Origin of the sequence: Streptomyces sp. JH14, from assembly GCF_029428675.1 — a bacterium.
Classification (GTDB): domain Bacteria; phylum Actinomycetota; class Actinomycetes; order Streptomycetales; family Streptomycetaceae; genus Streptomyces.
In genome coordinates, this window is record NZ_JAJNEL010000001.1 from 6116330 (window position 1) to 6138266 (window position 21937).

Below are 21937 nucleotides of genomic sequence, written 5' to 3' on the forward strand. Positions count from 1 at the left end.
GCGGGGGTGGCTGGACGGGCGCGGCCCGGGCCCGTGGGCGGATCAGCTCGACGCGCGGTGCGAGGTGCGCTGCGCGGGTACGGGTGTCTGCGCCGCCTTCGTCACATCGGCGACGAGCTCCACCACATCGGAGCCGTACGCCTGCGAGTTGGCCACTTTCAGCAGCAGGCAGAACGAGTTGTTGCCGTGCTTGCGGGACAGCTTTTCGTGATGGCGGGCCAGGTAGCGGGCCGCTGCCTGGTTGGTGATCGCCTGCTGCCCGCAGAACAGGAAGACCGGGCGGGCCTCCTGACCGACCGTCAGTCGGGCCAGCAGCACATGCTCGGCGACGCCCTTCTCCGCCCGGTAGCGTTCCGAACCGATCTGGAAGGCGGCACGGTCCGGTCCCGGCTCGGGGTCGGTGTTCACCTTCACTCCGGGCAGCAGCGAATGCAGATGGGCCGCCATCCGGCGGTTGGAGACCGGGCCGCCGACACAGAACTCGGTGCGGTCACCGAAACCCTGCTGGGCAATGTCGTGGGAGAGGATCTGGGCGTGCGCCGAGCAGTCCTTGATCAGCGCGGAGAGTTCGAGCAGGGCGAAGACGTCGTGGCGGTGGACGGCGCCGTCGCCGCCCGCGTCGCGGTTGACGACGAGCAGGCATTCGGAGTTTCCGGGCAGCCCGAAGAACGCCTGCTTTCGACGGAGCCTGCGGCGCCAGAGATAGGTGCGGGCGATCCAGCCGAGGGCGGCGCCGGCACCCACTGCTATCACGCCCAGTACGAGGTTGCGTACGTCGTCGGTCATGGGCGCGCATGTTAGCGGTACCTCGCACCCATGTTCACCCGCGGTCCTGACGAGACCGGCGAGACGGAGTTAGCCTGCGCGGACGATCCTTCACCGGAGGTGCGTATGCGACGTTCGGTCGCGCGGAATATGTCGTTACTGAGTGTGCTGGCCGCTGTCGTCACGGTGGGGGCGGCCGCACCGGCCTCCCCGGCGCCACCGGGCGCTCCCCCGCCCAAGTCGCCTGTCGCGGTGGGCTACGGCGGCGCGGTCGCCAGCGTCGATGCGGATGCGTCGGCCGCCGGGATCGAGGTGCTGCGCGAGGGCGGCAACGCCGTCGACGCGGCCGTGGCGACCGCGGCCGCGCTCGGTGTGACCGAGCCGTACTCCTCGGGCCTCGGCGGAGGCGGCTACTTCGTCTACTACGACGCCAGGAAGCGCACCGTGGAGACCGTCGACGGCCGGGAGACCGCCCCGCGCAGCGCGGACTCCTCGCTCTTCCTGGAGAACGGCAAGCCGCTCGCCTTCGAGGACGCCGTCACCAGCGGTCTGGGGGTCGGCACGCCCGGCACTCCGGCCACCTGGTCCACCGCGCTCGACGCCTGGGGCAGCAAGTCGCTGGGACGGCTCCTGAAGCCGGCCGAACGCCTCGCCCGGGACGGCTTCGTCGTCGACTCCACGTTCCGTTCGCAGACGGAGGGCAACCAGGCCCGGTTCGCGGACTTCCCGGACACCGCCGAGCTCTTCCTCCCCGGCGGGCAACTGCCGGTGGTCGGTTCCGTCTTCAAGAACCCCGATCTTGCGCGCACCTACGAGAAGGTGGGCCGCGAGGGCGTCGACACGCTGTACCGCGGCCGGCTGGCCGACGACGTCGTACGGACCGTGCGCAATCCGCCCGTCGATCCGGAATCGACCCGGGTGGTGCGTCCCGGCCGGCTCACGGCCCAGGATCTGCGGTCCTATCGGGCATTGCGGCAGGCACCGACCAAGGTGGGCTACCGAGGCCTCGACGTGTACGGCATGGCGCCGTCCTCGTCCGGCGGCACGAGCGTGGGCGAGGCCCTCAACATCCTCGAGTCCACGGACCTTTCGCGGGCGACCGAGGCGCAGTACCTGCACCGCTACATCGAGGCGAGCCGGATCGCGTTCGCGGACCGCGGGCGCTGGGTCGGCGACCCTGCGTACGAGGACGTGCCGACGCGCGACTTGCTCAGTCAGCGGTTCGCCGACGCGCGGGAGTGCCTGATCAAGGACGACGCGGTGCTGACGAGCCCGCTCGCCCCCGGCGACCCGCGCCATCCGGCCGGCTGCGCGAACCGTGGAGCGGCCGCCCCGACGACGTACGAGGGGGAGAACACGACGCATCTGACGACCGCGGACAAATGGGGCAACGTCGTCGCGTACACCCTGACCATCGAGCAGACCGGCGGCAGCGCGCTCACGGTGCCGGGGCGTGGCTATCTGCTCAACAACGAGCTGACGGACTTCTCCTTCGCGCCCGCCAATGCGGCGGTGCACGATCCGAATCTGCCGGGTCCGGGCAAGCGGCCGCGGTCGTCGATCTCACCGACCATCGTGCTCAGGCATGGACAGCCGGTGCTGGCCCTCGGGTCGCCGGGCGGCGCCACGATCATCACCACCGTGCTCCAGTCGCTCATCGGCACCGTCGATCGGGGCCTTCCGCTGGTCGACGCGATAGCGGCCCCACGCGCCAGCCAGCGCAACTCGCCGACGACGGAGCTCGAACCGGGGCTGTGGAACAGCCCGGTACGGGCCGAACTGGAGTCGCTGGGGCATGTCTTCAAGCTGAACCCGGAGATCGGGGCGGCCACGGGGGTCCAGCGGCTGCCGGACGGCCGGTGGCTGGCCGCGGCGGAGAGGGTCCGGCGGGGCGGCGGTTCGGCGATGGTCGTGAAGCCGAGCGGACAGCCGTGACGAGGCGTCAGTAGACGACTCCACGGGGCTGGTTCATGGCGCGAATGTGGTCATGGACCGGCCCCGTGGGCTTGACGGGTTCATGGCCGTGGGTCCATCTTGACCGCGTCGGTAAGGAAAGTTTCCTAATAGAAGGGCACCCCCCACGTGCGTACTCGAACGCTCGCCCTCGCCGCGGCATCCGGCGCCGTACTGCTCGCGGCCGCCGCACTTCCCGCGATCGCCCAGCCCGGCCCGGGCTCCGCCGCCCGGCCCGCCGCCGAGGAGGCCGGCGCGCAGGAGGGCTCCGTCACCGCGGCCGAACTGCTGGCCAAGCTGTCGTCCTGTTCGCAGATTTCCCACGGCACGTACCGTACGGACGAGGAGGCTTCGGCCACGGTGCCGGTCTGCGACAAGAACGGCGCCGTGTTCTGGAAGGCCGACATGGACATCGACTGCGACGGCGAGGTCACCACGGCCTGCAACGAGAACACCGACCCGTGGTTCCAGGACGACACCGCGTTCCACACCTCCGGCGGCGAGCCGCTGAACGCCGAGACGCTGCCGTACGTCGTCATGCCGAGCAGCAGTTCCCTCTGGAACTACAGCAGTTCCGGGATCAACGGCGGTGGCGTCGTCGCCGTCCTGTACGACAACCAGGTCGAGTACGCCGTCGTCGGCGACACCGGCCCCACCCAGATCATCGGAGAGGCGTCGTACGCCACGGCCGCGGCGCTCGGCATCGACCCCGACCCCGAGACCGGCGGCGCCGAGTCCGGCGTGACGTACATCCTGTTCAAGAACTCCACGGTGTCGCCGATCGAGAGCCACAGCGCCGCCGTCACCGCCGGCGACGCGCTCGCGAGGCGGTTCCTCCAGAACAACTGACGCCGTTCACAGCGCGGTGAGGATACGGGGGCCCGCATCCGTGATCGCCACCGTGTGCTCGGTGTGCGCCGCCCGGCTGCCGTCCGACGTACGCAGGGTCCAGCCGTCCCGGTCCGGGTGGAACGCGTCCCGCCCGCCGGCGATCAGCATCGGCTCGATCGCCAGCACCATCCCGTGACGCAGCGGCATGCCACGACCCGGCCGTCCCTCGTTGGGGACGGCCGGATCCTCATGCATGGACCGGCCCACACCATGGCCGCCGAACCCCTCCGGGATGCCGTATCCAGCCTTGCGGCAGACGGTGCCGATCGCATGGGCGATGTCCCCGATCCGATTGCCGACGACCGCCGCCGCGACCCCCGCCTCCAATGCCTCGTACGCCGTGTCGATCAGCCGCGTGTCGGCGGGCCGGGCGCGGCCGACGGTGAAGCTGATCGCCGAGTCGCCGGCCCAGCCGCCGAGCGTCGCGCCCGCGTCGATGCTCACCAGATCGCCGTCGCGCAACCGCTGGTCGGTCGGGATGCCGTGCACGATCGCGTCGTTCACGGACGCGCAGATCACGGCGGGGAACGGGGTGGGCGCGAAATGAGGCCGGTAGTTCAGGAACGGGGACCCGGCCCCTGCCTCGCGCAGCACACCGCGTGCGACCTCGTCGAGCTCCCGCAGCGACACGCCTGCCGCCGCCTTCTCCCGTGCGGCCGTCAGCAGCCGGGCCACGACCCGGCCCGTCTCGCGCATCGCCTCGATGTCTCTATCCGTCTTGAGTTGAACCATGCCAATTACTATACCGGTGGAAGCGGTATATGAATAACGGCGGTATGAGAATAACGGCAGTACTAGACTGTGCGCATGGTGCGAACGCCTCTGACCCCGGAAGAACGCCTGCGCGGCGAACGGCTCGGCCGACTGCTGCGCGAGGCGCGAGGCGCGCGCAGCATGGTCGAGATCGCCGCGAGCGCCGGAATCTCGGCCGAGACGCTGCGCAAGATCGAGACGGGCCGCGCCCCGACGCCGGCGTTCTTCACCGTCGCGGCGCTGGCCGGGGCCCTCGGCCTCTCCATGGACGAACTGCTGATCCGCTGCGCCCCGGAACCGGACATGGCCGCCCGGCTCGCCGGGTAGAGCCGCCGGTCGTTGACCGCTCCCTGCGCGCCCCCCTTGACGAGGCGCGTAGGGTCACGCCCGTGACTTCCCGGACTCCGCAGGACTTCGACCGCAGCGAGTACGTCAGCCTGACCACGTACCGGAAGAACGGCACTCCCGTTGCCACGCCCGTCTGGGCGGCGGCCGACGGCGACGAGCTGTTCGTCTGGACCCGTACCGACTCGTGGAAGGTGAAACGGCTGCGCAACCACGGCCGCGTCGTGGTCACCGTCTGCGATGTACGCGGGCGGGTCGCCGACGGGGCGCCGAGCGCCGAGGGGACCGCCCGGCTGCTCGACGAGGCGGGGACGCGGGCGGTGCGCCGGATCCTCTCCCGCAAGTACACCTGGAAGTTCTGGCTGGTCGACTGGCCGGCCATGGTCGTGCGGCTCGGCAAGCGCCCGCACACCGGGATCGCGATCACCTTCTGAGGCCCGGCGCCGGGGGGCGTGCGGTCCTGGCGGCGCGCCGACGGCATCCCAGCCGAAAACTCCGCGTAGCCCTCCCGTAACACGCCTGCGGTCGAATGCCTGCGGACTGGGGTGTTCCAGTCGACGGTGAGTGAGGGCGACGGTGACGGTGCATCAACTTGCTGATGAAGTAGCCGAGTTCGCGCAGTACCTGCGGAATCTCACGGCCCTCCTCGACCCGGGGCGTGGCTGGTACGGGGTGTTCGTCCAACGGGATCCCGCGGGCATGCGGGCCTGTCTCGACGGTGCGGAGATCCCGCCGTGGGACGTGGTGGAGTCGCTGTTGCAGGATCTGGCCGGCGAGCGCGGCACGGAGTTCGCCGAACGCGAGTCGGTCCGTGCCGCCGCGCTGTACGCCGCATCGGCCGCCGCCCACGACCGGCGGCCCGGCGGACGCCAGGCACTGCTCGAGCGGCTGGAGCTGATGCTGCGCGAGGAGACGTATGCCGCCCGGCGGGTGCGCGCGGCCGGGGTGGACGAGGGAACACGGTCGCCCGGCCCGGAGACGCTGGCGTGGGCCCAGGACGACCACGCGCGCGCCGCGGCCCGCTGCACGGAACTGCGCAAGCGGCTGGCGGCCGTGACGGTGCCGCAGGGGTGGTTCCGGTCGGAGAAGTCGCCCGGCGCCGAACCCGCGAGGCCCCGGGTGCCCGGCCCCCGCAGCGCATCCGGCTCCGCTGCCGGCGGCCCACCCGGCGAAGTGCCCGCCTCCGACGCCCCGCAAGCCCCCGCGGCCCTGCAGCACCCCTCCGCCCCCGAGCGCTCCCGGCCCCCCGGTCCCAAGCGCAGGAAGCCGCGCGGCGCACGCTTCGCCGGGCTCGACGTGGATGACGACGACAACGCCGTCGCCGCCCCCCTGGCCGCCCCTGTGCTCCCCGCCCCGCCGGTGAACGCCGCCGTCCCGCGCGGTGCCCGCTTCGGGGGTGCGCCGACCGAGGCGGACGCCGGCCCCCGGGGCCGTACGTCAGCTGTGCCCGCCCCCGACCCGGCCGCCCGGCGTGCCGCCGCCGAGGCCGTGGAGACGCTCGTCCGGCTCCGTGCGGAAGGCCGCAGCGGCGAGGCCCACGTCGTGCTGTGCGAGGCGGCCGGCTGGCCTGCCGCCCGGCTCCCGCTGCTCGCTGTGGAGCTGCACGGTTCGGGACTGGCTGCCGACTGGGCGACCCTGTTGTGGGAGGTGTCCTCGCTGCCGCCCGTCGAACTGGCCGCAGCCGCCGGTGCGCTGGCCGCGGCGGGCCGCGCCGACGACTGCGGGCAGCTGCTGCGCCAGGGGGTGGCCCGGCCCGCGGCGGAGATCGCCGACGCCGTGCTCGCCCTCGACCGCGCAGGCCTCGGGCCGGAGGTCCAGGCGCTGATGGGTGCCTTCGTCCGCGTACACACCCCGCAGGACGCCGCCCTGATCGCGGCGGGCGATCCGCACCGGCTCGTACCGCAACTGCTGGCCGCCGCCCGCGCGGTGTCACCGGAGCGGCAGTGGGATCTGGTGCATGCCCTGCGTGTGGCGGGCATCGCGGACATCCCGGGCTGACCGGCGCACCTGGCGTGCCGTCATGGCACTGCCCCGTCGGGCGACCATGGGGGGTTGAGAGCTGCTGCCGGTTTGCTGCATTGAAGTGAGTTGTGGCGAGCGGAAGTGAGTTCTGGCGGTGGGGTGGTGGGGGAACGGGGGTTCTGGGGCCGAATGGGTGACCTTGGTGGCTGGTGCTCGTTGGGTTGGGTGGCAGGGCGTCCGGCCTGGGGGGTGATGTGGTGGGTGGTTTACGGAAGCTGGCCGCGTCCTTCGTGGTGCCCGGGCCGTGCGGGGTGGCGATCCGGGACCGTCTGGGGCACCTGACCGCCCGGGACGAGAGGGTGCTGCGTGCGGTCGGTGCGCATCAGGGAGCGCTGGCTTCCCGTGATCTCAAGGCCCGCTGTGCGGATGGCCTGGAGCACAGTGCGGACACCTGGGCGTCGCGTAAGCGGGAGCTGACCGGGTTGTCGTCGTCGCGGATCGCCGGGGCGATCACGAAGGCCACGCATGATCAGTGGGCGCTGGCCCGCCGTTGCCAGGCGGCGCACATCCAGAACCTGGAAGCCGGGATCAGAACGCTGCGGCACCGGCTGTCCCTTCCGCTCGGGGAGCAGGGCACCAAGCGCGCGGCGGGCGGTTACCGCTCCCAGGGCGAGTGGTTTCGCAAGTCCCGCCGCCTCGCGGCGCTGGAAGACCGGCATGCTGCTGCTGTTGCCGATTGGCAGGCCGGACGGGTCCGGGTGGTCAGGGGCGGCAAGCGTCTGCTGAACACCCGCCATCATCTCGCCGAGGCCGAGCTCAGCGAGGAGCGGTGGCGGGAGCGGTGGGAGGCGGGACGCTGGTTCCTCGCTGCGGACGGTGAGTCGGGGAAGCGGTTCGGGAACGAGACGATCCGCGTCACCCCGAACGGCGAAGTGTCCATCAAGCTGCCTGCCCCGCTCGCGCACCTGGCCAACGCCCGGCACGGCCGGTACACCCTCGCCTCCACCGTGGCGTTCGCGCACCGGGGCGTGGAGTGGGCCGACCGCATCGCAGCGAACCGGGCGGTGGCCTACCGCATCCACCTCGACGTGGAGCGAGGCCGCTGGTACCTCACCGCGTCCTGGCAACGCCCCGTCGTGCAGACCATCGCGTTGGAGGCCGCGCGCGCCCGGGGCATGATCGGCGTCGACACCAACGCCGACCACTTCGCCGCCTACCGGCTCGACCGGCACGGCAACCCGGTCGGAGACCCACACCGCTTCGACTATGACCTGTCCGGCACGGCCGATCACCGCGACGCACAGATCCGCCACGCGCTGACCCGGTTGATCAACTGGGCCAAGCAGGTCGGTGTCGCCGCGATCGGCATCGAAGACCTCGACTTCACCACCGAGACAACCCGCGAGAAGCACGGCCGCCGCAAGCGGTTCCGGCAGCTCATCTCCGGCATCCCCACCGGGAAGCTCAAGGCCCGGCTGGTGTCCATGGCCACCGAACACGGCCTGAGCATCGTCGCGGTCGACCCCGCCTACACCAGCCTGTGGGGTACCCAGCACTGGCAGAAACCACTCGCCACCCCGCACCGCACCTTGTCCCGTCACGATGCCGCGGGCATCGCGATCGCACGACGCGCCCTCGGGCACCCGATCCGGCGTCGGACGGCACCGCCCCCACATGACCGGAGTGATCGTGCGGGGCATCGGACCGTCCAGGCCGCACCAGGTAACCGGGGACGTGAGGGAACCCGCCCGCCCGCCACGGACCGGCCCCCCGGAGGGCCGTCGCCGAACGGGACGCGAAAGCGGGAACCCAGCGCATCCAACACCGTTCGGGATGCGCCCAGTACGCAACAGTGGGTCCAGGACTCACTCACGCGCACTGGCTAGGAACGGTGTGGACCGCACGGGTACGAAACATGATCGACTCAGCCGGTTCACGGCGATGGTCTTGCCCCGCCGAGTGGCGAGGCTTACGTTCTCCTCCTATGCATCGTGTCTACGTGCGTAGAAATCGCGAAGAGGCTCTCTGACGCCGCGTCGAAGGAGCAGCTCATGTCCCACGTCGTACGCGCCGCACTCGTCCAGGCGACCTGGACCGGCGACACCGAATCCATGATCGCCAAGCATGAGGAGCATGCTCGCGAGGCCGCCCGGCAGGGGGCGAAGATCATCGGCTTCCAGGAGGTGTTCAACGCCCCCTACTTCTGCCAGGTGCAGGAGCCCGAGCACTACCGCTGGGCCGAGGCGGTCCCGGACGGGCCGACCGTCCGGCGGATGCAGGACCTCGCCCGCGAGACGGGCATGGTGGTCGTCGTGCCGGTCTTCGAGATCGAGCAGTCCGGCTTCTATTTCAACACCGCCGCCGTGATCGACGCCGACGGCTCGTACCTCGGCAAGTACCGCAAGCACCACATTCCGCAGGTCAAGGGGTTCTGGGAGAAGTACTACTTCAAGCCCGGAAACGTCGGCTGGCCGGTCTTCGACACCGCCGTCGGAAAGGTCGGCGTCTATATCTGCTACGACCGGCACTTCCCCGAAGGATGGCGTCAACTCGGTCTCAACGGGGCCCAGTTGGTCTACAACCCGTCCGCCACTTCGCGCGGCCTCTCCAGCTATCTCTGGCAGCTGGAACAGCCCGCGTCCGCCGTCGCCAACGAGTACTTCGTCGCCGCGATCAACCGCGTCGGCCAGGAGGAATACGGCGACAACGACTTCTACGGCACCAGCTACTTCGTCGACCCGCGGGGCCAGTTCGTCGGGGACGTGGCCAGCGACAAGGAGGAGGAACTCGTCGTCCGCGACCTCGACTTCGGCCTCATCGACGAGGTGCGCCAGCAGTGGGCGTTCTACCGGGACCGCCGCCCCGACGCGTACGAGGGACTGGTGGAGCCGTGAGCAGTCTCCATGAACGCCATGTCGCCGTCAGCCCCGAGTGGCTGGCGCTCTACTACCGCCACCCCCTGGAGCTCACCCACGGCGAGGGCCGCCACGTCTGGGACGCGGACGGCAGGCGCTACCTCGACTTCTTCGGCGGCATCCTCACCACGATGACCGCCCACGCCCTGCCCGAGGTGACCAAGGCGGTCAGCGAGCAGGCCGGACGGATCATCCACTCCTCGACGCTCTATCTCAACCGGCAGATGGTCGAACTCGCCGAGCGCATCGCCACGCTCTCCGGCATCCCGGACGCCCGGGTCTTCTTCACCACCTCCGGCACCGAGGCCAACGACACCGCGCTGCTGCTCGCCACCGCGTACCGCCGCTCGAACCAGATCCTCGCGATGCGCAACAGTTACCACGGCCGGTCGTTCTCGGCCGTCGCCATCACCGGGAACAAGGCGTGGTCGACGACGAGCCTGTCCCCGCTGCAGACTCTGTACGTCCACGGCGGTGTCCGCACCCGGGGGCCGTACGCGGAACTCAGCGACGCACAGTTCATCAAGGCGTGCGTGGCCGATCTGGAGGATCTGCTCGGGCACACCCGTGGCGCCGCCGCACTGATCGCCGAGCCCATTCAGGGGGTCGGCGGATTCACCTCCCCGCCCGACGGCCTGTTCGCGGAGTTCCGCGAGGTGCTCAACCGGCACGGCATCCTGTGGATCTCCGACGAGGTGCAGACCGGCTGGGGCCGTACCGGCGAACACTTCTGGGGCTGGCAGGCGCACGACCGCAACGGTCCGCCGGACATGCTCACCTTCGCCAAGGGCATCGGCAACGGCATGTCGATCGGTGGTGTCGTCGCCCGCGCCGACGTCATGAACTGCCTGGACGCCAACTCGATTTCGACGTTCGGCGGCTCGCCGGTCACCATGGCGGCCGGCCTCGCCAACCTCACGTACCTCCTGGAACACGACCTCCAGCGCAACGCGCGACGCGTGGGCGGGCTGCTCATCGAGCGGCTGCGGGCCATCGGCGCAGCCGCGGAGTGCGTGCGCGAAGTGCGCGGCCGGGGCCTGATGATCGGCATCGAGCTGGTGAAACCCGGCACCGACGAGGCCGACCCGGATGCGGCCACCGCCGTACTAGAAGCGGCCCGCGAGGGCGGGCTGCTCATCGGCAAGGGCGGCGGCCACAACACCAGCGTTCTGCGGATCGCCCCGCCGCTTTCGCTGACCATCGCCGAGGCGGAGGAGGGCGCGGAGATCCTCGCCGGGGCACTGCGATCGGTGGGGTGACGTGCCGGGCGTGAGGTCCCGGGGCGTGTGAGCGGGGTGTGCGGGCAGGCCGTGGTGCGTATGCGGTACGGCCGTCCGTACACCGCGCGGCCGGGAACCGTCGCCACGGGTCACCCCCCGGGACGCGGCGGACGCGCCCGCCCGGAGGTGGCCGGCCGCTCCTGCGGGTTGCCGCCTTCGCGTGCGGGCGCATGTTCCGCGGCGCCCGCTTTGGTCCGACGGTGTACGCCATACCGGGAAACAGAATCGTCTTCAGCGCTTGACCGCAGCGGTATTGCCACAGTGGGTATCCCACTTCTACGTTCTTCACCACGCACCATGTCTACGTGCGTAGACCCGTTCCGCCACAGTGAGGAGGGGCACATGAGCCGCACCGTCATCCACGGCGGACTCGTCATCACCGCGTCCGACGAACTCCATGCCGACGTACTCATCGAGGGCGGCCGCATCGCCGCGCTCGCCGCGCACGGCACCGCGGCGGCCGAGAGCTGGACCGCAGACCGGACCATCGACGCCACCGGCAAGTACGTCATCCCCGGCGGTGTAGACGCGCATACGCACATGGAGATGCCGTTCGGCGGCACCTACGCGGCCGACACCTTCGAGACCGGGACGAGGGCGGCCGCCTGGGGCGGCACCACCACCATCGTCGACTTCGCCATCCAGTCCGTGGGCCACGCGGTCCGTGAAGGGCTCGACGCCTGGTACGCGAAGGCCGACGGCAAGTGCGCCATCGACTACGCCTTCCACATGATCCTCTCCGATGTGAACGAGTCCTCGCTGAAGGAGATGGACCTGCTGGTCTCGGAGGGCGTCACCTCCTTCAAGAGTTTCATTGGCTCGCGTGACCAGGGATGTTCAGCCCGAGTGCAGCCCTGACCTGTAGGAACGCGCCGATCTCGGCCTGTCCGCGGGGCGGTATCTCCTCATCCGACCCGTCAGCGACGCCCCGCCGAGGCGCATCAGGCGGGCAGCACGGCCCACGAGCGAGTACCCCGTATCCGATGTGTTTGGAGCAGAAGCTGTGGGACGCACTCTGATCACCGGCGGTCTGGTCATCACCGCCTCCGACGAACTTCACGCGGACGTACTCATCGACGGTGGCCGCGTCGTGGCAATGGCCACCCACAAGAGTCATGAGTGGACCGCTGATCACGTCATCGATGCTGCACAGAAGTACGTGATCCCGGGCGGTGTCGACGCGCATACCCATATGGAGATGCCGTTCGGCGGCACCTTCGCCTCCGACACCTTCGAGACTGGAACCCGGGCCGCGGCCTGGGGCGGCACAACGACCATCATCGATTTCGCCATTCAGCCCAAGGGTGGTTCGCTCAGCGAAGGACTCGATACGTGGCAAGAGAAAGCGGACGGAAAGTGCGCGATCGACTACGCGTTCCACATGATCATGTCCGACGTGAACGAGTCTTCGCTCAAGGAAATGGACACGCTCGTCTCGGCTGGTGTCAGTTCGTTCAAGCTGTTCACCGCGTACCCGGGGGTTTTTCTCTCCGACGACGGTCAAATCCTCCGGGCCATGCAGCGCGCCAGCTCAAATGGCGGACTGGTGATGACGCACGCGGAGAATGGTCTCGCAATCGACGTACTGGTGGAGCAGGCGCTGGCACGTGGCGAGAGGGATCCGCGCTATCACGGTGAAGTTCGGAAGGCGCTCCTTGAGGCGGAGGCGACGCATCGTGTGATTCGGCTGAGCCAGGTGGCGGGTGCTCCTCTCTACGTGGTGCACGTGTCGGCGCAGGAGGCCGTTGCCGAATTGGCGCGAGCACGGGACGAGGGCCTGCCTGTTTTCGGCGAGACCTGCCCGCAGTACCTCTTCCTGTCGACCGACAACCTGGCCGAGCCTGAATTCGAAGGCGCGAAGTACGTCTGCTCCACCCCGCTGCGTCCGAAGGAGCACCAGGCGGCGTTGTGGCGTGGGCTGCGGACTAATGATCTGCAGGTGGTTTCCACGGATCATTGCCCGTTCTGCTTCAAGGGGCAGAAGGAGATGGGCCGGGGAGACTTCTCGAAGATTCCGAATGGCATGCCGGGTGTCGAGAATCGGATGGATCTGCTGCACCAGGCCGTCGTCGACGGGCACATCAGCCGCCGTCGCTGGATCGAGATCGCCTGCGCGACACCGGCCCGGATGTTCGGCCTGTACCCGAAGAAGGGCACGATCGCTCCGGGGGCCGATGCGGACATCGTCATCTACGACCCGCATGCAGAGCAGATCATGTCCGCCAAGACGCATCACATGAACGTCGACTACTCGGCTTACGAGGGCAAGACCGTGATGGGAAGGGTGGAGACCGTGCTGTCCCGCGGTGTTCCGGTGATCGACAACCGCGTGTACGCGGGGCATGCGGGGCACGGGACGTATCTACCGCGGGGGATCTGCCAGTACGCGAACTGATGGCCGCAGTGATGCTGCCGTGGAAACCGTCACTGTGCGGGCGGGGGAGGCGACCGGACCCTCGCCCTGGCTTTCGGAGGCGATCTGGGGACGCGGCCGCGCTTCTCGGCAGGGTCGAGCGTGCCAAGGTGGCGGGGCGGGTCAGACTGCTCGTGTCGGCGTCTTCATCACTGGCCCCGGCGTGGACCTGTTTCCGATGACGTCGCACGTGGAGTGCGTGGCTATCCTTGAGCCCACGGTAAAGGGCTCCTGACCTGCTGTTTTTCTCTTCCTGTCCGTCTGGGGCGGGCAGGGTCGACCTGTTTTCGTGGGTGCATCACGTGGACTGTGTCGGGTTGCCGGAAGATGTTGCTGACCTGCTGCTTCCTGGGCTCGCGTGGGGGTCATGGGTGCATCGCCCTGACTCCGCACAGGTAGGAGCGGAATCGCCGTGACGCTCATCTGACGCTCCGCCTGATGGGTCGTCGGGTGAGTGGCTAGTACTGGTCTGCAGGCTGTCTGAACCTTGGCCTATGAGACCGCGGTCCACGATGCCGCCCTCGCTGTCTGGATTCGGCACCGAGCCTTGTCCAACCTGGCTGGGCCGGGGACCGATGCGACTGTCGGGCTGCGAGGATGACGGGCCTCCTGGTGACGAGTTCACGGCGTGGTGGACGAGTGCGGGTGCTGCAGGCGTGGAGCCGGCGGCAGCGGGGCAGGCGCTCCTGTCTCTGGTGCGGCACGGAACGCCTGGATCACGTAGGCGGCGAAGCGGCGCGAAGCCGTGAGCCGGGCGGCACGCGGCGCGTCCTGGACGCTCCGGTGGGCCATGAGCATCAGGATCAGGTCGTCGACGACGAAGCCGGGGTGTAGCTGGCCGGTCTCCTGAGCGCGACGGGCCAGTTGGGCGACCGCGTGTGCAGTCCGCTCTCGGTCGGCGGCGAAGTCTATGGCCTCGGGAAAGGCCGTCATGAAGGCGTCGGCGAATCCCCGGCTGTGCGCGTGGAGTTCGCAGATCCGCTCGACCAGGCTCCGGAATCCGTGCCACGGGTCCGAGTCTGCGAGGGCGTCGCGGATGGCGGCATGGCAGGCTCGCCGCTGCTCGGCGAAGGTTTCCACGATCAGTGCCTGCTTGGTCGGGAAGTGCCGGTACAGCGTGGCGGGGCCGATGCCTGCGTGCCGGGCGACCTCACGCATGGGCGCACCCAGGCCCTCCTCGCCGAACACCGCACGGGCGGCGTCCAGGATGCGGGCCCGGTTGTCGCGGGTGTCAGAACGCGCAGGGTGAGGCAAACGGCCGGTCATGGTCTCTCATTTTAGCCAAACGGACGGGGGCGTCCGTTACGGTCCGATGGCGGTCATGCCGCCCGTCCCGGCACCCCACTCATGCTGCCTCGGGCGGTGGGGCGGGCTCGCCGCCCACGCTCGCAGCAGCTGTGACCCGTACGTTCACCGACCCGAGGAGCAGAGATGAAAGCCGTCGTGATCAGGGAGTTCGGAAACCCCGACGGTCTAGAGGTCGTCGACTTGCCCGTGCCCGTCCCTGCCCCCGGGCAGGTGCTGATCGCAACGGAAGCCGCCGGGGTAGGCGGCGTGGACGCCGTGATCCGCCGGGGAATGCTCGCCGCCTACGGCTTTCAGGAGAACCATCTCCTCGGCAGCGAGGTCGCGGGAAGCGTCACCATGGTGGGAGAGGGTGTGGACGCCTCATGGATCGGTCGGCGGGTGTGGGCGTTCACCGGGCTGTCCGGTGGATACGCCGAGCAGGCCGTCGCCGCGGTCGAGAACATCCTTCCGTTGCCGGACGGCCTGACCGGCGCCGACGCGGTGACTCTGGGCGGCTCCGGCGTGGTCGCCCACTTCGCCCTGGAACACGCCCGTTTCACGCCCGGTGAGGCGGTGCTCGTGCGCGGCGCGGCGGGCAGCATCGGGATCACGGCGGTCCAGCTCGCAGCCAGGGGCGGCGCAGGCGCGGTGGCGGTCACCACCTCATCGGCGGAGCGCGGCGCCCGACTCAGAGACCTGGGCGCGACCCACGTCCTCGACCGCTCCGGCGAGGGCGCCGGCCCAAACGCGCCGTCGGGCTTCGATGTGGTGATCGATGTCGTGGGAGGTCCCCAGCTTCCCCTTTTCCTGGACAGGTTGAACTCCAACGGGCGGTTCGTGTCCGTCGGCGTGGCCGGCGGGCAGCCGCCGGCAGACTTCGGCATGCGGCTGATGGATGCCTTCCGCCGGTCCCTGTCGTTCGCCACCTTCAGCTCCGACACCGTGCCCATCCCCGACAGGCAGGCCGTGCGGTCGGCCCAGTTCACCGATGCCGCACACGGGAGCCTGCGCACAGTCGTGCACGAGCTGCTGCCGCTGGACCAAGCGGTGCTGGCTCACCGGAAGATGGACGCGGGAGAGGTGTTCGGCAGGGTTGTGTTGGCCCCCTGAGCCAGGGGAAGGAGGTCCCGGTCGACGGAACAGGACCCGCTCGGGCCACCTTTCCAACCGTCCTTCTTGTGCCTGCCCGATATAGAAGGGGCGGTCGGTGGCGATCCGGTCGATCGGCAGCAGGGTGCCGTCTATCACGAACGCCTTGCGGGCCCCAGTGCGGACTGCGGTTGCGAGGTCGGGGGTGTCGGCGGCCAGGACCTCGACCGCCTCGGCGACGTAGAGGTAGACGGTGAGGGCGCCAACGCCGAACCGGGCCGCGAGCTGGGCACAGGTGGGCCCGCGCCGCAGGTGGGCCAGGGCGAGCAGGGCCTGATGGCTGCAGGTCGGCCGGCGCACCGTGTCCCTTGCTCCTGCCGCCGGGCGGCGGGTGGGCCGGACAGGTAGCGCAGGGGCGCGCTGGACAGATTGACCGTCCATTCGGCTCCTCGTATGCCAGTGTCCAGGCGGGTCCCTGCGACCGAGAGACGGTCGCTCGCTGTCATGTGGCGCCTTCCGGCCGGGGCGTCGATGCCGCTGCTGTCAGAGTGCGGATTCGAGGGCCCGCGCAATGATCGCGATGGTGTTCGCGTGCCTGGATGCCGCATCGATGACGTGGGTCGCCGATGGCAGCAAGGGCGACATCATGAACCTGTACGACAAGTGCCCGGCTGACCCGCAGCGACCAGCTGGCCCGGAAACCGTGGACCGACAGTGCCGCATTCATCGGCCCGGCCGTCGCTCCCGGTCGGCCCGGGCGGTCGGGTCGGTGGCGGACCGGCCGGCGAAGTCGTGGAGGTTCGGGGTCATGTGGCTGGCGACGACCCGGGTTCCTGGCCCGGGAGCGCTGGGTTCATGGAAGCCGTGGACCACGTCCTACCCGCTCGTGGCTTTCCGCTTGGTGGCTCGTTGTCTGGCATGAGCGAGGTGGGCGAGCAACGGGACGTGCCCGCTCCTCGATGCACGGTCGGGGGGTGGTGGCGATCGCTGTTCACGGCCTGTGAAGCACACCTGCACCGTTCAGGCAGGCACAGGCCGATGTCCGGAACGGGGCCACCAGTCGGCCGCGGTCCGCGGCCCGGGTGGCCACGACGACGTGGCCCGGTTCGACGCCGTGCAGTGGGATCGTGGTGAGGTCGGGGCGGATGCCGGCCGAGTGCAGGGCGGCCGGGATGATGGCCACGGCCTGCCCGGCGGCTATGTATTCGAGCTTGTCCTCAATGGTCTCGACAGCGGGCCCGTCGGGCGCTGGGCGGCCCCCGGGCCGCGGGTCGATGCGCCAGTACGCGTCGAACTCCGGATCCGGAAAGCGGGGGATCGGTTCACTGTCGATGTCGTCGAGGGTGACCGACTCCTTACCTGCCAGCCGGTGCCCGACCATGACGAGCAGCAGCTTCGGCTCGTCGTAGAGGACCGTCACATGCAGGCCGTCGGTCTGTAGCGGCAGTCTGGTGACTGCCGCGTCGACACGCCGGTCGAGCAGGGCCTCGCGTGGCTCGTTCCACTCCAGGTGCAGCGTGCGCACGTCGGCGTCGGGGTGCTTCTGCCGCAAGTTCTGGACCGCCGGGGTGACGATCAGGCCCACCGTGTAGCCGACGGTGATCCGGGTGGGCCGCGCGGCGGCCCGGGCGGCGGCCCCGGCCCGCTCGGACGAACGTAACAGTTCGCGTGCGTGGGGAAGGAACGCCTCTCCCGCTTCGGTGAGTTGCGTGCCCTGCCGTGTGCGGTCGAGGAGCCGGGCTCCCACCTGGGCGTCGAGCTGGTTGATCTGCCGGCTCAGCGATGGTTGTGCAATGTGCAGCTCGGCTGCGGCGCGGCCGTAATGCAGGTGTGACGCGACGGCGGTGAAGTAGCGCACCAGCCGCAGGTCCAGATCCGTCATACCCACATCGTATGACGTGTTCCGGAACAGGTCTTTGATCACCGAGGGTGTGCGTACCTACCGTGAGAGCCATGCCTACTGACAACGAGACAGCGGTCCGGCGCTTCTACGAAGGCCTGGCCACCGGTAACACGGCGTTGGTCGACGGGGTCCTCGCCGCCGGCTGGGAGGCCGTCCCGGCCATGCGAACCGGGCCATCACCCACGCCCGCATCGGCCCGGGACAGCCACCGCTGACCGACGAGCAGCGCTGGACAGAACTGCGAACCTGCCTCCACCGAGGACCTGCCGGTGCGGGTGCGCACCGCCCGCACCCTCACCCTGCTCTACGGCCTACCCGGCGAACGCATCCGGCACCTGACCGTGGCCGACATCGACCACCGCGGCGAGGAGACCTATCTGCGCCTCCGCCGCCAAGCCCTCCTCGTCCCACCGCGTCCCGCACGCCTCCTGACTCAACTCGCGACCACGGCCGCGGACGAAGCGCTCATACCCGCCGCCGATGCCGCGCAACTCTGGCTGTTCCCCGGCACCATTCCCGGTCGGCCGCTGTCCGCCCCGGGCTTCAGCCTGATGATGCGCCAGCACGGCTTCCACGTCGGCCCAGCCCGCAGCGCCGCGCTGATCTCCCTCGCCGAACAGATGCCCACCCCCGTCCTCGCCCAGCTCCTGGAGATCAACATCCACACCGCGCTGAAATGGGCCGCCTACTCACAACCCAGCTGGTCCGCCTACCTCGCGGCCCGGGACGAGCAACATCCGCCACCGTCGAGTGCCGTGACCCCATAGGCTCGCCGGGTTGCCGGTTGGGACGGGTGGCCTGGTGTGCTCTCGCCGCGGTAGGGACACGATCATCAGCCTGGCCGCGGCTGAGGCCGATCCGCTCCTATGGCCGCGGCGTGCTGTCCGAGCGCCACGTGGTGAGACGAGGGTGCCCCGGCAGTTCGGCGCGGCCGGTGGCCCACAACAGGGTGAGCCAGGGACTGGTCAAGACCCAACTGAAACGGATGCCGTACCAAACCGGCCTCATTGAGGGCTACCTCGCCAAGACTGGACTGGACTTCGCTCCGGCGCATCCAACGAAGATCTTTAGAGTGTGAAGTCCTTGGGTGCGTTTTCGCCCACGCGGCCGTCCACCGCCTCGCGGAGGATGTCGGCGTGGCCTGTGTGTCGTGCGTACTCCTCGATCATGTCCAAGAGCATGTCGCGGACACTGGGTGTGCGACCGTCCGGCCAGGTGAACGATGCCGGTCCGTCGATCCCGCGCTCCTTTATGACCTCGCTCACGAGCTCCCGCGATCGATCGACAGCAGCGCGCCAGAGTGCGTACACGTCATCCGGAGAGTCCAACGCTCCGGTCCGCCATTCCCAGTCAGGGTCGGCGTCGAAGTCCACGGAGTCCCAAGGTGTCCCATACTCGCGGCCGGCCAGCTTCACGGCCAGCCAGTCCGCCTCGACCAAGGCCACGTGCTTGACGAGTCCGCCCAGCGTCATCGAACTGGCGGCCGTGGTCGCATGCAACCCGCTCTCGTCGAGTCCGGACGTTTTCCAGGCGAAGGTCCGGCGGTTGCGCTCTAGCACCGTACGCAGAGAGTCCGCTTCAGAAGTGGTCGTAGACGGTGATGACTGGGGAGTTGATTCGCTCATGGTCGGGAGCCTAGCGAGCAGCCCTGACATCGTTCCAGCCCCGCGAACTCGGCCCTCACTGCGGGCACCCTCGATGAGACCAGCCCGGACTTCGCACCGCCGTAACCTCAGCCATTGAAGATCTCTAGTCGCTGTCCGTGAGGGTGCGCCGCCCAGGTCGAAGCCTGCCGCATTGCGTGCGAGCGCAGCCACGAACTGCACCCAAGGCGCCCACAGCGTGGTCGCGCCAGCCAACCTGCTGCCCGAATGACGGAGGAATACCGCACTGGAGCAATACCTGCACTCCACCAGTTGAGCAGCGGCTCCGCGCCGAGCTGACGAAGGACGACTTCGACCTGGCCGGACCGGAGGCGTGATCATGAGAGCAGAGAGAGCCCGGGGCCGACGGGCCGCAGACGCCGAAGGGCGGCTGGAGCATCGAGTAACCGATGCACCAGCCGCCCTTTTTGTTGCGTCAGGCCGCCGAGCCCGCCAGGACCGCCGCGAGAGCTTCGACGATCCATCGCAAGGTCGGAGGCACCCAGGCCGGGGATTTCCCACAGGCAGGGAGGTCCACCGGCACCGCGTCATGAGTCGGCCCCGTGGTCCTGGTCAGGCCCTCGCCCATGTTCGCTAGCCTCGGGCTTTTACGAGGTGGTATGCCCGAGGCTTGATCAGAAACGCGAGAAGTGCTTCTGACCTGGAACGATAGGACTTGTCGAGGGTCCAGGTCGTGCCGTGGAAAGAAGCACTTCTCAGGCGAAGAAGCGTATCGGGTCGTACCCGGGCGTCCGCGTTGAGGGCAGTGGTCGTGGAGTGGTCTCGCAGGCCGGGGCCGTGCTGCTGGTGGAGACGGTCCGCAAGACGGGCCTGGATGCTGCGAAATCTGCGGCTCTGACTCCCCGGCGCAAGCCGCGGGCGGTGCAAGCCGCGGGCGGTGCAAGATCCTTCTGGATGTGGCGCTCGCGGTCGCCCTCGGCAGCGATTGCCTGGCCGATGTCGGCATGCTGCCGGCACGTGCCATCGAATTACCGCGGCTTACGGCGGCGGCCCCCTCCCACCCTCGTCTCACCTCCGAGGGCTGACTCCCCCCACCGTCAGGCCGAGCAGTCGGTGCGCCTCGGCGACGGCGTTCGGGCGGTGTTCTGTGGCCAGGGCGATGCCCGTCACCAGCGTGACCAGGTCGGCGACGGTCACGTCCGGCGCCACCGCGCCCGCCCGCACGGCATGCCGCAGCAGCGGGTCGGCTGCCCCGGTGAGCTTTGCCGAGCAGGCGTCCACATGTTCCGGGTCGTCCATCTTCCGGTCCTGGACCAGTGCGTCGGCCATTCCCCGTGCGGAGGCGGCGTATGTGGTGAGCGCGCCCAGCCACTCCAGCAGCGCGGCTCGCGCGTCAGTAGCTCCGGCCAACTCGCCCGCGCGGGCACACAGGACCTCGATCCGCTCGCTGAACACTGCCTCCAACAACGCGCGTCGGCCGGGGAAGTGCCTGCGCACGGTGGCCGAGCCGACCCCTGCGGTGCGGGCGATCCGCTCCAGGGACGCGTCACGGCCGTGCGCGGCGATTTCCTCCTCGGCCACGGCGAGGATCCGCGCGTAGTTGCGCCGGGCGTCCGCGCGCTGGACGGTCATGGCGTCATCTCCGAGCTTGCTAAGTGGCGGGGTCCTCCGTATCGTACCGGAACGTAAGTGGCGGGCCTCGCCACTTAACTGTGCGTCACCATCCGAGGAACACCATGACTGCAGAATCCGCACCTGTCCTGGTCATTGGCGCCACCGGTCGGCAGGGCGGCGCCACCGCGCGCGCCCTGCTGGCGTCGGGCATTAAAGTCCGGGCGCTGGTCCGCGACCCCGCGACCGACCGGGCTAAGGCCGTCGAAACGCTCGGCGCCGAATTGGTCACCGGCGACCTCGACAACCGCGACTCCCTGACCAGGGCCGCCGCAGGAGCCCGCGCCGTCTTCTCGGTCCAGATGCCTGACGTGAACGGACGCTCCTTCGAAGGCGAGCTTGAACAGGCCACCAATCTGATCGAGGGCGCGAGGGCCGCCGGAGTGCCGCAGTTCGTGCACACCTCCGTCTCCGGTGCCGGGCAGCACACCAGCTGGGTCAAGGACGACTGGGCCTGGATGGAGCCGTACTACGCCACGAAGGCCGGGATCCAGGACCGGGTGCGGGAGGCGGGCTTCGCGCACTGGACGCTGATCAAACCGGGCTTCTTCATGGAGAACTTCCTCCCCGACGCGGAAATCATGTTCCCCCGCGGGGTCGAGGGCGGCCTTGTGAGCCTTCTGAAGCCCGCGACCCGGCTGTCGCTCGTCGCGGTCGAGGACATCGGCAAGGCAGTCGCGGCGGCCGTCGCAGCGCCGGAGCGGTTCGACGGGGTCGAGCTTGAGCTGGCGAGCGACAGCCTGACCATGGCGGACATCGCCGAGGTCCTCTCCCGAAACCTGGGCACCGAGCTGACCGCGCCCGACCTGACCAAGGGGGAGGCGGCCGCCGCCGGGATGCCCGACATGGGCTTCGGACAGGCATGCATCAACGAGTTCCCTCAGCCTGCCCTTCCGGAATTCGCTCGGGACCTCGGTATCCCCCTCACCACCTTCGAGGCGTGGGCCCAAGCACACCTGCGCGCCGCCGCCTGACGCTTGGTCTTCCGGCAGTGGGGGATACCCCTGTCCGGCTCGCTAGCCTCGGGCTTTCGCGGGTGAGGCTGTCCGGGTCTTGATCAAATAAGCGGAGAGTGCTGCTGACCTGCAACGATGGGACTTGTCGAG

Annotated in this window: 19 protein-coding genes and 3 pseudogenes; 15 read left to right on the plus strand and 7 right to left on the minus strand. The window is 69.5% G+C overall.

Annotated features, from left to right (window positions below; genetic code table 11):
• Positions 1–42 precede the first annotated feature (42 nt).
• The gene (locus LRD69_RS27505) at positions 43–786 is read right to left on the minus strand and encodes a hypothetical protein (RefSeq protein ID WP_277329226.1); all 744 of its coding nucleotides are present in this window, start codon (positions 784–786) and stop codon (positions 43–45) included.
• A gap of 105 nt (positions 787–891) precedes the next feature.
• On the opposite strand from LRD69_RS27505, the gene ggt reads away from it, so the two are divergent.
• Complete coding sequence (gene ggt / locus LRD69_RS27510; protein ID WP_277329227.1) at positions 892–2700, plus strand: gamma-glutamyltransferase; 1809 nt, start codon at positions 892–894, stop codon at positions 2698–2700.
• Between the two features lie 147 nt (positions 2701–2847).
• Entirely contained in the window at positions 2848–3567 is a 720-nt protein-coding gene (locus tag LRD69_RS27515) for a glycoside hydrolase family 75 protein (RefSeq protein WP_277329228.1), read from the plus strand.
• Between the two features lie 6 nt (positions 3568–3573).
• Here the strand turns inward: LRD69_RS27515 and map are convergent, their stop codons facing one another.
• Positions 3574–4341, minus strand: coding sequence for a type I methionyl aminopeptidase (gene map / locus LRD69_RS27520; protein WP_277329229.1), 768 nt, complete (start codon positions 4339–4341; stop codon positions 3574–3576).
• Positions 4342–4416: 75 nt separating this feature from the next.
• Here map and LRD69_RS27525 point away from each other — a divergent pair, with 75 nt between their 5' ends.
• The 8 genes and pseudogenes from LRD69_RS27525 (at position 4417) to hydA (ending at position 13259) form a co-directional block, all read left to right on the plus strand.
• Positions 4417–4689 (plus strand): helix-turn-helix transcriptional regulator, encoded by a 273-nt coding sequence (locus LRD69_RS27525; protein ID WP_277329230.1) that lies wholly within the window; start codon positions 4417–4419, stop codon positions 4687–4689.
• A gap of 62 nt (positions 4690–4751) precedes the next feature.
• Complete coding sequence (locus tag LRD69_RS27530) at positions 4752–5141, plus strand: PPOX class F420-dependent oxidoreductase (RefSeq protein ID WP_277329231.1); 390 nt, start codon at positions 4752–4754, stop codon at positions 5139–5141.
• A gap of 142 nt (positions 5142–5283) precedes the next feature.
• On the plus strand, positions 5284–6705 hold the full coding sequence (locus tag LRD69_RS27535) for a hypothetical protein (RefSeq protein WP_277329232.1): 1422 nt from the start codon (positions 5284–5286) through the stop codon (positions 6703–6705).
• A 221-nt stretch (positions 6706–6926) separates the two neighbouring features.
• On the plus strand, positions 6927–8555 hold the full coding sequence (locus LRD69_RS27540) for a transposase (RefSeq protein WP_277329233.1): 1629 nt from the start codon (positions 6927–6929) through the stop codon (positions 8553–8555).
• A 165-nt stretch (positions 8556–8720) separates the two neighbouring features.
• On the plus strand, positions 8721–9563 hold the full coding sequence (locus LRD69_RS27545; protein ID WP_277329234.1) for a nitrilase-related carbon-nitrogen hydrolase: 843 nt from the start codon (positions 8721–8723) through the stop codon (positions 9561–9563).
• On the plus strand, positions 9560–10843 hold the full coding sequence (locus LRD69_RS27550; protein WP_277329235.1) for an aspartate aminotransferase family protein: 1284 nt from the start codon (positions 9560–9562) through the stop codon (positions 10841–10843). Before LRD69_RS27545 ends, LRD69_RS27550 begins: the two co-directional genes overlap by 4 nt.
• A gap of 363 nt (positions 10844–11206) precedes the next feature.
• A pseudogene (locus tag LRD69_RS27555) lies at positions 11207–11680 on the plus strand (amidohydrolase family protein); the annotation flags it as partial.
• A 187-nt stretch (positions 11681–11867) separates the two neighbouring features.
• A complete protein-coding gene (gene hydA / locus LRD69_RS27560) occupies positions 11868–13259 on the plus strand; it encodes a dihydropyrimidinase (RefSeq protein ID WP_277329236.1) in 1392 nt (463 codons plus the stop codon).
• A 639-nt stretch (positions 13260–13898) separates the two neighbouring features.
• On the opposite strand, the gene LRD69_RS27565 is transcribed toward hydA, so the two are convergent.
• Positions 13899–14543 (minus strand): TetR/AcrR family transcriptional regulator, encoded by a 645-nt coding sequence (locus LRD69_RS27565; protein WP_277329237.1) that lies wholly within the window; start codon positions 14541–14543, stop codon positions 13899–13901.
• 165 nt (positions 14544–14708) lie between these two features.
• Here LRD69_RS27565 and LRD69_RS27570 point away from each other — a divergent pair, with 165 nt between their 5' ends.
• The gene (locus tag LRD69_RS27570) at positions 14709–15674 is read left to right on the plus strand and encodes a zinc-binding dehydrogenase (RefSeq protein ID WP_277329238.1); all 966 of its coding nucleotides are present in this window, start codon (positions 14709–14711) and stop codon (positions 15672–15674) included.
• 56 nt (positions 15675–15730) lie between these two features.
• Here the strand turns inward: LRD69_RS27570 and LRD69_RS27575 are convergent.
• Both LRD69_RS27575 and LRD69_RS27580 read right to left on the minus strand, forming a co-directional pair.
• Positions 15731–16108 (minus strand): annotated as a pseudogene (locus LRD69_RS27575) (transposase family protein); the annotation flags it as partial.
• A 536-nt stretch (positions 16109–16644) separates the two neighbouring features.
• Positions 16645–17535 (minus strand): LysR substrate-binding domain-containing protein, encoded by an 891-nt coding sequence (locus LRD69_RS27580; protein ID WP_277329239.1) that lies wholly within the window; start codon positions 17533–17535, stop codon positions 16645–16647.
• 71 nt (positions 17536–17606) lie between these two features.
• Between LRD69_RS27580 and LRD69_RS27585 the strand changes: the two genes are divergently transcribed.
• The gene (locus LRD69_RS27585; RefSeq protein ID WP_277329240.1) at positions 17607–17771 is read left to right on the plus strand and encodes a hypothetical protein; all 165 of its coding nucleotides are present in this window, start codon (positions 17607–17609) and stop codon (positions 17769–17771) included.
• Positions 17772–17825: 54 nt separating this feature from the next.
• Positions 17826–18323, plus strand: a complete 498-nt coding sequence (locus tag LRD69_RS27590; RefSeq protein ID WP_277329241.1) for a hypothetical protein — start codon at positions 17826–17828, stop codon at positions 18321–18323.
• 300 nt (positions 18324–18623) lie between these two features.
• On the opposite strand, the gene LRD69_RS27595 is transcribed toward LRD69_RS27590, so the two are convergent.
• Positions 18624–19181 (minus strand): DinB family protein, encoded by a 558-nt coding sequence (locus LRD69_RS27595; RefSeq protein ID WP_277329242.1) that lies wholly within the window; start codon positions 19179–19181, stop codon positions 18624–18626.
• Between the two features lie 750 nt (positions 19182–19931).
• Between LRD69_RS27595 and LRD69_RS27600 the strand changes: the two are divergent.
• Positions 19932–20176: pseudogene (locus LRD69_RS27600) on the plus strand (transposase); the annotation flags it as partial.
• A 52-nt stretch (positions 20177–20228) separates the two neighbouring features.
• On the opposite strand, the gene LRD69_RS27605 reads toward LRD69_RS27600, so the two are convergent.
• Positions 20229–20792 carry a TetR/AcrR family transcriptional regulator gene (locus LRD69_RS27605; RefSeq protein ID WP_277329243.1) on the minus strand — a complete coding sequence of 188 codons (564 nt, stop codon included), beginning with the start codon at positions 20790–20792 and terminating at the stop codon, positions 20229–20231.
• Positions 20793–20896: 104 nt separating this feature from the next.
• On the opposite strand from LRD69_RS27605, the gene LRD69_RS27610 reads away from it, so the two are divergent.
• A complete protein-coding gene (locus tag LRD69_RS27610) occupies positions 20897–21805 on the plus strand; it encodes an NmrA/HSCARG family protein (RefSeq protein ID WP_277329244.1) in 909 nt (302 codons plus the stop codon).
• Positions 21806–21937: the final 132 nt, after the last annotated feature.

Bases quoted from the DNA above. Each gene is read 5' to 3' on its own strand.
- LRD69_RS27505 (WP_277329226.1), bottom strand. From the start codon at position 786: ATGACCGACGACGTACGCAACCTCGTACTGGGCGTGATAGCAGTGGGT.
- ggt (WP_277329227.1), top strand. From the start codon at position 892: ATGCGACGTTCGGTCGCGCGGAATATGTCGTTACTGAGTGTGCTGGCC.
- map (WP_277329229.1), bottom strand. From the start codon at position 4,341: ATGGTTCAACTCAAGACGGATAGAGACATCGAGGCGATGCGCGAGACG.
- LRD69_RS27525 (WP_277329230.1), top strand. From the start codon at position 4,417: ATGGTGCGAACGCCTCTGACCCCGGAAGAACGCCTGCGCGGCGAACGG.
- LRD69_RS27545 (WP_277329234.1), top strand. From the start codon at position 8,721: ATGTCCCACGTCGTACGCGCCGCACTCGTCCAGGCGACCTGGACCGGC.
- LRD69_RS27565 (WP_277329237.1), bottom strand. From the start codon at position 14,543: ATGACCGGCCGTTTGCCTCACCCTGCGCGTTCTGACACCCGCGACAAC.
- LRD69_RS27570 (WP_277329238.1), top strand. From the start codon at position 14,709: ATGAAAGCCGTCGTGATCAGGGAGTTCGGAAACCCCGACGGTCTAGAG.
- LRD69_RS27580 (WP_277329239.1), bottom strand. From the start codon at position 17,535: ATGACGGATCTGGACCTGCGGCTGGTGCGCTACTTCACCGCCGTCGCG.
- LRD69_RS27585 (WP_277329240.1), top strand. From the start codon at position 17,607: ATGCCTACTGACAACGAGACAGCGGTCCGGCGCTTCTACGAAGGCCTG.
- LRD69_RS27595 (WP_277329242.1), bottom strand. From the start codon at position 19,181: ATGAGCGAATCAACTCCCCAGTCATCACCGTCTACGACCACTTCTGAA.
- LRD69_RS27605 (WP_277329243.1), bottom strand. From the start codon at position 20,792: ATGACCGTCCAGCGCGCGGACGCCCGGCGCAACTACGCGCGGATCCTC.
- LRD69_RS27610 (WP_277329244.1), top strand. From the start codon at position 20,897: ATGACTGCAGAATCCGCACCTGTCCTGGTCATTGGCGCCACCGGTCGG.